General features: G+C 58.8%; 1 protein-coding gene. It reads left to right on the top strand.

What is annotated here, in order from left to right; all coding sequences use genetic code 11:
• Positions 1-8 precede the first annotated feature (8 nt).
• On the top strand, positions 9-13,340 hold the full coding sequence (locus AB6803_RS16865) for an amino acid adenylation domain-containing protein (RefSeq protein ID WP_371110244.1): 13,332 nt from the start codon (positions 9-11) through the stop codon (positions 13,338-13,340).
• Positions 13,341-13,378: the final 38 nt, after the last annotated feature.

The raw sequence follows: 13,378 nt of genomic DNA, 5'->3' as shown, positions 1-13,378 counted from the left end.
GCGGGAGAATTGTAATGGAAAAGCAGTTTTACATCACCGGCGACCATCCCTTGCTAAAGCACCATAATGTCTATGGACAAAGGGTTCTTTCTGGGCTGGCCTATATCGATTTCATCTATCAGTTTTTCCGGGAAAAGGGGTTTCTGCATACGCAACTCGAGCTGCGAAAGCTGGTGATCTATGCCCCTCTGCGTGTTGGTGGTCGAGAGAGTATTCAACTGACCATCGGCTGCATTGAGAATGGAGTGGGGGGGTGGCGCATCCGTATCGAGGGACGGAGTCGAGGAAAGGGCGAGCGGCCCGCCGGCGAGCCGAAAATCTACGTCACGGCGGAGATGCATCGTTGTCAGCCGATCAGCTTTCAGACGCGTCTGGACATTGATTCCGTCAGGTCGCGTGCAAAAACACAGACGTCGCTTGAGGACGTCTATCGTCGATTGAGTGAGCGCGAACTCGTTCATTCCGGTCTGATGAAGGCATCGGGCGTGATCTATGGTCACGATGCGGAACAGGTTGTTCAGGTTTCCCTGCCGACAGCCGTGCCGGCCTATGCGGATGAATTCATGTTCCATCCGACGCTGGTCGATGGCGGTGCCGTGGGCGCCCTCTCATCTTTCCCGGCTTTGGGCGACGACGAAGACCGCCTGTTCCTACCGCTGGTCTACGATTCCTTTCGTGCCTCCGAATGCTTTTCCGACATGTGTTTTGTCCGGGTGACGAATGATTCCGTCAGCCGGAACAGCGAACTGCTTTCAATGGATTTGACGTTCTTCAATCAGGCCGGTCTGAAAGTCGCCGAGCTGAACCGCTTCGCGGTGAAGTTGGTTCGGGATGCGGGCTTCATCGATCCTGAAAGGCAGTCCAAAACCGATACGGGACCGAAAGACAACCGAGAGAAAATCTCCGTTGGGACGCATTTTCCCGCAGTGAATGTTGCCCAACAGTCCGTGAAGGAAGCGGTTGCTTCGGTTCTGGGCGGTGCGACTGATGATATCGATCCGGCCGTGAGCTTCTACGACATGGGCCTGAATTCGTCCGGTCTGCTGCATGTCGTATCGGCGCTCGAGGAGAGGCTGTCCACCCAACTCTCACCAACCTTGCTTTTTGAATATACCAACGTCGCGGCCCTGTCGGAGCACTTGCTCGAAGCCGGTTTCGATCGGTTCGAACTGCCGCCCTCGTCACCCTCGTCCGGACCATCCGAGCCGACGGCGTCCGAGGGGGTGAGAAGCCCCGGTGTGCCTGCTTCTCAGGATCTGACGGATATCGCGATCATCGGCATGTCCGGGCGTTATCCCGGCGCGAAGAACCTGCGCGAATTCTGGTCCAATCTGAAGGCGGGCAAGCACACGGTCTCCACGATCCCGGAGACGCGCTGGGATTGGCAACTGCTCGAAGGGCTGCGTTCCGTTTCCGGCCGGCAGATGTCGAAGTGGGGAGGGTTCGTCGACGACGTCGACTGCTTTGACGCGCCCTTTTTCAAGATATCGCCGGGGGAGGCGGAAACCATGGACCCCCAGGAGCGCCTTTTCCTCGAAGCGAGCTGGGAGGCGCTAGAAGATGCGGGTTATACGCCCGACAATATCGTTGTGCCGGTCGGGCCGAATAGGCGCAAGGCCGTCGGCGTCTTCGTGGGCGTCATGCACAATGACTATAGCTTTATCGCGGCGGAAGCCAATAATCAGGGCTACCCGCTGCCTATATCCCTGAGCCTTGCGCCGATCGCCAATCGCGTCTCCTATTTTTGTGATTTTCATGGCCCCTCCATGGCAATCGATACGGTGTGCTCCGCCTCGCTGACGGCTCTGCACCTGGCGGTCGACAGTTTGCGGAAAGGCGAGAGCGAAGTTGCCCTGGCCGGCGGGGTCAATCTCTCCCTGCATCCCAACAAATATCTGAGCTACGGCCTGGAAGACATGCATGCCTCCGATGGCACATGCCGGTCCTTCGGTGAAGGCGGGGACGGCTACGTCTCCGCCGAAGGCGTCGGAGCCGTCTTGCTGAAACCTTTGCGCCGCGCGGAGGCAGACGGGGATCATATCTATGCAGTGATCAAGGGCAGCGCGGTCAATCACACCGGAAAAGCGAACGGCATGCATGTGCCGAGCCCCGTCGCGCAGGCCGATGTGGTGACACAATGCCTGGAGCAGAATGGCATAGATCCGCGAAGCATCAGCTATCTCGAGGCGCATGGCACCGGAACGGCACTTGGCGATCCGATCGAGATTCAGGGGCTGATAAAGGCCTTTGGCCGTCACACCAGCGACCGGCAATTCTGCGCGATCGGCTCGGTCAAATCGAATATCGGGCATGCGGAATCGGCGGCCGGCATCAGCGGGCTCAGCAAAATCGTCCTGCAGCTTCATCACAAGACACTTGTTCCTTCCCTCCATGCCAATCCGGTCAACGCCTATATCGATCTGGAAAATTCGCCCTTCTATCTCCAGCGGGAAACTCGGCCATGGGAGGAGCCTTCGCCATCTGATGGAGGCCGCGAGCGGTGCCATCCGCGGCGTGCCGGTCTGAGCGCCTTCGGCGCCACGGGCTCGAACGCACATGTGATTGTCGAGGAGTATGTCGCCGGACCGGAGGCGGATCGTCAGCTCAAGCATTTCGACGGCCCGGTGATGATCGTGCTCTCCGCCCGGAATCCGGATCGCCTGCGGGCATATGCGGAAAGCCTGCTGGCCTATCTCGACTCCGAGCCGCTTTATCAAACGTATGACGCGGAGCGTCAACTCCTGGCCAGCCTGGCCTACACGTTGCAGGTCGGCCGCAAGGCACAGGCCGAGCGGCTCGGGTTCATTGCCGAATCCGTGCAGGCGCTGAAGCAAATGCTGGGCGTATTTCTGACAGACCCCGATCCGCTCGCTGACGTCCATCGCGGGCAGGTCAAGACGGGCCGGTCTTCATCGTCGCCATCGATCAAGGCACTTGCGGATGAGATTGCGCGCTGGACCCGGGATCGCCGGTATCCGGAGATACTGGAGGCCTGGGTGAAGGGCTTTCCGGTCGATTGGGAAACGGTCTGGGGGTCCGTGAAACCGAGACGTGTCAGCCTGCCCACCTATCCCTTCGCCAGGGAAAGATACTGGATCAATGGCCAGCTCGGCGGCGCCGAGGCCCGGCAATTCGAGAACCAGGCTGGCCGGGAGCATCGGAAAGAGATGGCGCAGCCGGCCCGGATCGCCGCCACCGAGAGCAAGCTGGTGTCGTCCGTGATCCGGCTGCCGGACCCGGATGAGGCGGGTTTGAGCGGCAGGGAAAAAGTCGAGCTGCTCTTGCGGCAGGTCGTTGCCGAGCAGCTGAACGTCGACATTTACCAGGTGGAGCTTGAGGAGCGCTTCTTCGACCAGGGGCTGAGCTCGGCAGGTGTGGTTGCACTGATCAGCGCGCTTGGGAAGGGCCCGAAGATACAGCTTTCCCCGGCTCTGCTGTTCGAATACGCCACGATCGCGACGCTGGCGGATTATCTGGCAGCCCAGAATGCCGACGCATGTGATCGGATCATGCTTGGCGAACGCCAGCCGGGGATACCGTCGGACGGAGCCTCGCCAGCATCGTTACAACCGAAAGGCACCGGGCCGCAAGACACAGCCCGGCCGCCAGGCAAGCTGCTCTCCGAAGGGCAGAAGGGATTGTGGGCCCTGCAAAGGCGTTTCGCGAAGATGAACGCCTACAATGTCCCCGTCTGCTTCCGCGTCCGCCATCTCGATATCAGGCTTTTCCGGAAAGCGTGCAGGTTTCTCGTCAGACAGCATCCCATCCTGAGCGCGGTATTTGAGGCGTCCGGCGGCACGCTGAGCCATGCCGAGCTGCCGGATCGCGAGCTTGTGTTCCATCAGGCGGATCTGCACGGATATCAACCGGAACAGGTCCGCGCGGTGCTTTCCGAAACGGCGAAGCAAGCCTTCGATCTCGACCAGGGACCGTTGTTCAAAACTTTCCTCTTTTCGCTGTCGGATGAAGACACCATCGTTCTCATCAATGTTCATCACATTGTTTTCGATGGCCATTCGATCCTGCTGATGATGGATACGCTGTTCAATGCCTATCAGGCATTGTGTGCGGGCCGTGAACCGGAGCTGCTTGCCCTGTCCGCCACGCATGACGATTTCGTTCGCGAGCAGAACGCTCTTCTGACGAGCGACGAGGGCCAGACGCGCTTGGCCTACTGGAAGACGAAGCTCGCGGAACCATTGCCGGCGTTGAACCTGCCGGCCACGCCTGCGCGACATTTGCAGGACAATCCTTTTGCCGGTGCCAGCCACACCCGTGTCTTGTCTCGCGAGCTGAGCGCGCAAATCAAACGCTTTTCCGAAACCCACCGGATCTACGAATCGACCGTCCTCCTGGGGCTGTTTAAACTTCTGCTGAGCCGCTACTCCGGCCAGGATGATCTGATCGTCGGAATGCCTGTCAACGAGAGAAATCAGGGCCGTTACCACGATGTCATCGGCTTCCTCGTCAATATGGTTCCAGTGCGCAGTCACGTCAGGGCCGGTGAGACTTTCGAAGCGTTCCTGAATGCCCTTCAGGCGACCATGCTCGATGGGATGATCCATCATTACCCCTTTCCAGCCCTGGTTCAGGCGTTGGGGGCGGGCGGTTCGGCAGAGACCGCACCCATCTTTCAAACGGCATTCATCTACCAGGACATTCTGAAGGATATGGCCCGCTGGGACCATCTCTTCCAATGGGTCGATGGGATCCGGCAGGAAGGCGAGTACGAGCTGGTTCTGGAAGTCGTCGAGGAAAAAGAGCGATTTGCCCTGCACTGGAAATATCAGTCCGGGCGCTATGACGCAGATGCGATCGAGCGCATGGCTGATCACTACGTCCATCTGGCGCAAGCGGTAATGGCCGCGCCGGCCATACCTCTGGACGAATATTCGTCGCTGTCGGGGGCGGAAGAGCAAGTCCTGCTTCGTGACTGGAACGATACCGCCATCGACTATCCCGCCACGAAAACCGTGGACGAGCTATTCGAAGCACAGGTGCGGGAAGCGCCGGCGGCGACCGCGCTGGTTCACGGGGATCGCTCATGCACGTACGAGGAACTGTCCGACAGAGTGTCGGAGATTGCGGCATGGCTGCAGGCGCAGGCGAGCCATTCCAACGCGCGCGTCGCCATTTGCGTCGAACGCTCGATCGAGATGGTAGCCGGCTTGCTGGGGATTCTCCGGGCGGGCATGACCTATATTCCGCTCGATCCGGCGTTTCCGGAAACCCGCCTGAAATATATTCTGGAAGACAGCCAGGCCGATATCGTCCTGACGCAGACAGCCTTGAAGCCCAAGGTATCGCAATTGCTGAACGCCACGCAGGCGGAGGACGCTCCATCCAAGGCCAGGATCATCGCATTGGATGAACCATGGCCGGCGCAGCAGCCGGTTGCCCCGCGTGAGGTTGGGGACCCGACTGCCCCGGCACTGGCCTATATCATGTATACCTCCGGAAGCACCGGCCGGCCGAAAGGGGTCATGATCCCGCATCGGGCCCTCACCAATTTCCTGCTGTCCGTTGCCAAGGCTCCCGGCATGACCAGGGATGACAGATTGCTGGCCGTCACCACCTATAGTTTCGATATTGCCGGTCTCGAACTGTTCCTGCCTCTGATCGTCGGCGGTCAGTGCCACATCGCGGATACCGCCACCGTTCAGCATGCCGAAAAGCTGAAACAACTGCTGCAGCAGACGAAACCGACCATCATGCAAGCCACGCCGTCGACATGGAACATGCTGTTTCATGCGGGCTGGCGTAACGAAGAGAAAATCAAGATTCTTTGCGGTGGCGAGGCCTTGCCGACGTCATTGAGGCAGCGCTTCCATGATACCGACAGTGATCTCTGGAATCTCTTCGGTCCGACGGAAACCACCATCTGGTCGACCGTCAAACAGCTGAAAGGGGACGAGCCTGCGAGCATCGGCAGGCCGATAGCCAACACCCAGGTCTATGTGCTTGACAGGTTCAACCGCCTCAATCCGGTCGGCGTGCCCGGAGAGCTCTGTATTGCCGGAGATGGGCTGGCCTTGGGCTATTGGAACCGACCCGAGCTCACTGCCGAAAAGTTCATCGACAATCCGTTTGGGCCCGGCACAAAACTTTACCGCACCGGCGATCTGGCTCGTTGGATGTCCAACGGGGAGCTTGAATATCTCGGGCGCATTGATTTCCAGGTAAAGCTCAATGGCTTCCGTATCGAGCTGGACGAAATAGAAAGTCACCTCAGCAAGCATCCGGCCGTACAGGAAAGCGTCGTCATCCTTCAGGATCGCGGGGACGTGAAGCGCCTGATCGCCTTCTACGTTCCTGCCCGGCAAGACCGTCCGGCCCGGCAAGCTCCCGACTTCAAGGCATTTTTGAAAGATGGACTGCCCGGCTACATGATCCCGGCCTTCTTTGTTTCTCTCGACCGGATGCCCATGACGCTGAACGGCAAGATCGACCGGCGGGCATTGATGGACCGAGATATCCATTTGCACAAAGACGTCCAGCTGGCGCGGCCGCAATCGCGATCGGATCTGGAACAGGCGTTGCTGGAAATCTGGCGTTCGGTTCTTGGCGTCGAGGGGATTGAGGCTGGCGACACCTTTATCGAACTTGGTGGGAATTCCGTTTCGGCGACCATTCTTGCAGACCGGATCGCCGCGAAATTCCAGCGCCCGTTTACCGTTACGGATCTGTTCAAATATCCGAGCGTCGAGAAGATCAGCCAGTATTTCGAGACATTGACGACGGAGAATGGCGCTGCGGTGAACAAGGCGCCGGATGCGATTGTTTCCTTCGTTTCCAGCGAGCAACTGAACGCTCAGGGAGACCTTCCCGAATACTATCAGACGAGCCTGGCGATTATCGGCATCTCGTGTCATTTCCCCGGCGCGCAGGACCACCGGCAATTCTGGAAGAATCTGGTAGAGGGCAAGGAGAGTGTCACATTCCTTGCCGCAGACGAAGCCGCGCAATCCGTTTCCGACGCCGATATTCTGGACAATCCGGCCTATGTTCCCGTGGCCCTCAATCTGGAGGGGAAAGACTATTTCGATCCGGACTTTTTCCGGATTTCCCATGGCAATGCGGCTTTGATGGACCCGCAATTTCGTCAGTTGCTGCTTCATTCCTGGAAGGTGATCGAGGATGCCGGCTACACGACGGACGCTATTCCAAGAACCGGCGTGTTCATGTCGGCCAGCAACAATCTCTATAATTCGCTCTCCCAAATGGGTCTCGAGCAGGCCGCGGTCATGGAAAATGCCGAAGACTACGTATCCTGGATTTTTGCCCAGGGCGGCAGCATTCCGACGATGATTTCCTATCAGCTCGGGCTGAAGGGGCCGAGCATGTTCGTGCACACCAATTGCTCTTCCTCGCTGAGCGGTCTCTACCTAGCCAATCAGGCGCTTCAGTCGGGCGATGTCGATTATGCACTTGTGGGCGGCGCGACGTTATTCAGCACTTTCGAGGCAGGCTACATCCATCAGCCCGGCCTGAATTTCTCAAGTGACGGCCATTGCAAGACCTTCGACGCCAAGGCCGACGGCATGATCGCCGGCGAAGGTATCGGCGTGATCATGGTCAAGCGCGCCGTCGATGCCGTCAGGGACAACGACAACATCTATTGTCTGCTTCGCGGTATCGCAATCAACAATGACGGCGATGACAAGGCCGGCTTTTATGCTCCAAGCGTCACGGGCCAGGCATCCGTCATCCAGCACGTTCTGGAGCAAACCCGCATCAATCCCGAATCCATTCGTTATGTGGAAGCGCACGGGACCGGGACAGCCCTCGGCGATCCGATCGAAGTGGCGGCTCTCAGGGAGGCGTTTGAACGCCATACCGACAAACGGCAGTTCTGCGGTATCGGTTCGGTCAAACCCAATATTGGTCATCTGGATACTGTTGCTGGTCTGGCGGGCTGCATGAAGCTGGCGTTGAGCCTGCACCATCAAAAGTTTCCGGCGCAGATCAATTACAGCCATCCGAACCCGCAAATCGACTTCGAGCGCTCTCCATTCTATGTCCAGCAAGAGGACGCGGCATGGAGCGAGGGGGATTTCCCGGCACGGGCGGCGCTGAGTTCTTTCGGCATAGGCGGCTCGAACGCTCATGCCATTCTGGAGGAATATCGGAGTAGAACCGATCCCAGGCCCGGATATCCGGCTCCGGTCCTAACCGTCATTCCCCTGTCCGCGAAAAACAAGGACAGGCTCCGTGCCTACGCCCAGGCGCTACTCACCTTCCTTCAGAATGACGAGCATGAAAAGCCTGATCTGACCGAGGTGGCGTACACGTTGCAGGTGGGCCGGAAGGCGATGGAAAGCCGGGTGGCCTTTGTCGTGTCCAGTGTCGAAGAACTGATCGACGGCCTGTCTCGTTTCGTTCGGGACGATCAAAACGTACAAGGTATTTTTCAGGGGGACATGGGCCACAAGGATGGCGTGCTCGATCTAATCGAAAGAGACGATGATGCCGGCGAATTGATCGGAATGTGGCTCCAGAAGGGCAAGCTGCGTCAGCTGGCGAAAATCTGGGCCAAGGGGGTCCCGGTGGAGTGGCGATTACTCCACAAGGGGTATCGTCCACGCCGCGTATCGCTTCCTACCTATCAATTCGCGCAGCAGCGGTATCATCACAAGCAGCACGTCCCGAAGGCCCTCACTCCGCTCCGCGAGCACGCCCTGCATCCGCTGGTACACCGGAACGTCTCCGATTTTTATCGGCAGCAATTTACCTCCGCGTTTCACGGTAGGGAATTCTTCCTGGCCGAACACGTGCTGAAAGGACGAAAAATCCTTCCCGGCGTGGCCTATCTGGAAATGACGCTGTTTGCGGCGCAGGCATCCGCCAAGCGGGCTATCACGTCGCTGAACGATATCGTGTGGATGCAGCCGATCATCGTGGACGATGGCGACTGCCGGATCTCCGTGAACCTTGCTCCGCAGGCGGAGCATATTCGCTACGAAGTCTTCAGCGAAGGCGGCGATCCGTCCGCGCCTATGATCCATAGTCAGGGGTTCCTGACATATGAGGAGAGACCGGACCGCCGCATTGAGACGATAGATATCAAGGCGATCAGGGCGGTTTGCGGTCCCAGCCTTTCGCAACCCCAGTTCTATTCCGTCCTTGACGGTCTCGGGGCCGATTACGGCAAGAGTTTCCGGGTGATCGAGACCGTCTGGAAAGACGAGAACCAGGCATTGGCGAAATTGCGGCTGCCGGAACACAGGTTCCCCGATGCCGATGCATACCATCTTCATCCCAGCATCATGGATGCCGCGTTTCAGATAACCGACAGCCTGATCCTGCAGCCCGGCGAGACCGGCGGCTACCTCCCCTTCTTCGTCAAACGCATCGATGTCTATCAAAAGACCCCGCTCAATGGATATGCACATGTCCGTTTCAGTGCGGGAGGAAAGCCTGGGGGCACCGTCGTCAAATACGATATCGACATCGTCGATGAGGCCGGAAACGTGTGTGTTTCCATTCGAGAGTTCTGCGCCAGAAAGCTCGCCACCGCCGATTTCAATGTGGGCAAGGCAGCCGGACAGAAACGGCTGGAGATGCTGTATCTCTCCGCCGCCTGGGCCGACCAGCCGATCGACGTGGTTGCCGACAGCAAGCATGAACCATCCGATGAAACACAAATCGTCATTTTGGCGGGTGTCGATCAGGGGGTGATCAACGCCGCCGATATCTCGCCCCGATGCCAGGTCCTGTACCTGCCCCGCGCGGCAGAGGATGAACAGGATGCTTCCGTTCTCGGGCGAAACATCCTGGAAAATTTCCAGCTTTGCTTCGATCTGATCCAGCAAAACTGGGGGAGCAGGCTCACCCTGCTGGTGTTGGCGCCGGGCGGCGAGGACGCTTGTTTCCATTCCGCCCTGAACGGCTTGTTCACCACCGCGCGGCAGGAAAGCAGAAAGTTCAGGGGCAGGCTGGTCTCGATCGAGCGCATGGAAGGACGGTCGTCCGATGCGCTCGCCGCGCTTGTGAGGCGCGAGATCGGGAGCGATTTCAGCCACGTCCATGTGCACTACACCGCTGATCTTCAGCGTCGGGCCAAGCGCCTTGTCGAGATTGCTCCGCCGGCAAGCGATTCCGCCGAATTGATCAGGCAGGACGGCGTCTATTGGATCACCGGCGGTTCGGGAAAGCTGGCGATGATTTTCGCGAAAGACCTGCTGCTGCAAGGTAAGCGGATGAAGATCATCCTGACCGGGCGCACGACGATCAGCGCGGAACAGCAACAGGCCCTCGACGCGCTTTGCCATGACGGCAGCCTGGTCGCCTACTGGCAGGCGGATATCAGCTCGCCCGCTGGCGCCAGGCAGGTGTTCGAGCGGATCAAACAGCAATTCGGCGCGCTCAACGGCATTCTGCATTGCGCCGGCCTGCTGCGCGATGCCCTGATCGTGAACAAAACTGCCCACGACATTCAGGCGGTATTCGCCCCGAAAGTCAGCGGAGTGCTTGCTCTCGATCACGTCACCCGGGATGAACCCCTCGATTTCATCGCGCTGTTTTCTTCGGTATCCGGCGTGTTCGGCAGTATCGGACAGGCGGATTATGCCGCCGCCAATACCTTCCTCGATGCTTTTGCCCTCTATCGGAACAGCCTGCGCAAGCTGGGCAAGCGACGCGGCAAGACGGTCTCGATCGACTGGCCCCTTTGGAAAGAAGGCGGCATGCAGACCGATGAGGAACACCAGAACGCGATATGGGATGGCACGGGCGTGGCCCCCTTGCAGACTGCGTCGGGGGTCCGGGCATTCCATCAGGCCCTGAATACCGAAGAGGCGCAGGTTGTCGTGCTGGAAGGCGACAGGACGAAAATGAAAGCCAGCTACCTGAAGCAGGAAGCTCAATTGCCCGCGCAAGCCTCCAACCTAGACAGCCGCCGAGGCCCGGCCTCCGCGCCTCTCAATGCGCAGGATATGCGTAAGCTTTTGCTGACGCAGATTAAGGCGATCGCCGCCGAACAGATTCAGATGCGGCCTGCCGAAATCGACGAGGACAAACCGTTCGGCGTCTATGGCTTCGATTCGATTTCCTTCACCACATTCAGTAATAAACTCAATGTCTTGTACAAGCTGAAGCCGGGAAGCGCCGATGCGATCTCGCCGACGGTTTTCTTCGAATATAACAGCATCAGCAGCCTAGCGGCGTACCTGCTTGAAGAGCATGCGAGCCTCCTTCAGGGCCTTGCGGGCGAACAAGACGGGATCGACGGCGCGCTGACCACTGCTCGGCCTGACCATCATGAGGCCGTTACCGACGGGCATGGGATTGCTCCGGTGACGCCGCTGCCTCGGCTTTCGGCGCCGTATCGGACCCGCTTTTCGGATGACGGCGTCGAACACACGCAAAAGCGGGAAGCGTCTGTCGAAGACATCGCGATCATCGGAATGAGCGGAAAATTCCCGATGGCGGAGGATCTGGATGAGTTCTGGCAGAACCTGGCGGAGGGACGCGATTGCATCAGCGAAATCCCGGCTGAGCGCTGGAGCTGGAAGGAGTTTTACGGCAACCCGGCCACCGAAAAGAATAAGACTGACAGAAAGTGGGGCGGTTTCATTGCCGGCAGTGGCGACTTCGACCCGTTGTTCTTTGGGATATCGCCCAAGGATGCCGAGCTGATGGATCCCTGCCACCGCCTGCTCATGACCCATGTGTGGACGGCAATTGAAGATGCGGGATATGCGCCCGCAAGCCTCTCCGGAAGCAAGACGGCCGTGTTCGTCGGCGTCGGCAATAGCGGCTATGCGGACTTATTGGCAAGTTCCGGCGCCGAGATCGGCGGGCAGACGGTCATCGGCACCGTGTCTTCGATCGCGCCCGGCCGCATCAGCCATCTTCTTAACCTTCATGGTCCGAGCGAGCCTGTCGATACCGCCTGCTCTTCATCCCTTGTTGCGATGCACCGGGGCGTGAGCTCCATCAGGAGCGGCGAGGCCGATATCGCGATCGTCGGGGGCGTTCAGGGCATGTTCTCTCCCCAGGTCCATATCAGTTTCAGCAAGGCGGGTATGCTGGCCAAGGATGGCCGCTGCAAGACCTTCTCCGGTCAGGCGGATGGCTATGTTCGAGGAGAAGGCGTCGGCATTCTCATACTCAAGCAATTGTCGCGAGCCGAAGCAGACAAGGATCACATCTACGGTGTGATCAAGTCGACCGCGATCAATCACGGCGGACGGGGCAACACCTTGACGTCGCCAAATCCCAAGGCACAGAAAGATCTGCTGGTTGCGGCCTTGACCCAGGCGAATGTCGATCCGCGAACCATCGGCTATATCGAGGCGCATGGCACCGGTACGCCGCTTGGTGATCCGATCGAAGTCAACAGCATGCAGGAAGCGTTCAAGGAATTGAACGCCTATGCGGCGGCTTCCAACGGGGATGCGGCCCGCTGCGGTATCGGATCGGTCAAGACCAACATCGGCCATCTGGAGCTTGCCGCGGGTGTTGCCGGCGTCGCCAAGGTGCTGTTGCAGATGAAGCATAAGACCCTGGTGCCGAGCCTGCATTGCGATGAGGTGAATCCGCTCATCAACCTGCAGGGCAGCCCATTCCACATCGTCAGGGAAACCCGGAAATGGGAGCGGTTCACCGATGCCGAAGGCAACGAGATACCGTTGCGCGCCGGTGTCAGCTCGTTCGGTTTCGGCGGGGTGAACGCCCATGTGGTGCTCGAGGAATATATCCCTGCGCAGGAGTCGGCAGCCGCGACCCCGGGCAAAGAGCCACCCGTCATGATCGTCCTGTCGGCCAAATATCAGGACCGGCTGAAAGCCTCTGCGGAAAAGCTGTCGCAGGTGGTCACCCGCCATTCGGCCGAGGGTGTCTTCACCCACGCCGATCTGGTCAAGCTCGCCTGCACGCTACAGACAGGAAGGGACCAGATGAAACATCGGCTGGGATTTGTCGCCTATTCGGTCGATGACATGAAAAGTAAACTCGGACTGCTGCTGACTGAGTGGCAGAATGCGGACGGTATCCATTGGGGTTCGGGCTCGAACTCTGTTGCCGGTACCGACGCCAATCCGGAACGCCCGCTGGCACGTTTATATGCGGATGGCGACTACGAGGCTATCCTCGCACGGTGGGTGACGGGCCAGGATATTGCCTGGAAGCATCTCTATGGCGACGACATGCCGCCAAAGGTCAGTGCGCCTACCTACCCGTTCGCAATGGAACGGTATTGGGTCCACTCAAGTCCGCCTCCTCTACCACCGTCTCCATCATTCAATTCATCGGATCAGTCCGCGTCTTCGGACGGGGATAAAAAGCGACGCTTGCGTCGCGAACTTGAAGACTTGCTGGACACAATAAGCGCCTCCTAGCGCCTGTTTATCTTCATTCACTGTTTCTGGTTCAGATA

Source organism: Rhizobium sp. RCC_161_2 (assembly GCF_041355235.1).
Classification (GTDB): domain Bacteria; phylum Pseudomonadota; class Alphaproteobacteria; order Rhizobiales; family Rhizobiaceae; genus Rhizobium.
The sequence above is the reverse complement of the archived record's forward strand: the minus strand, read 5'-3'. Positions and strand labels throughout refer to the sequence as shown.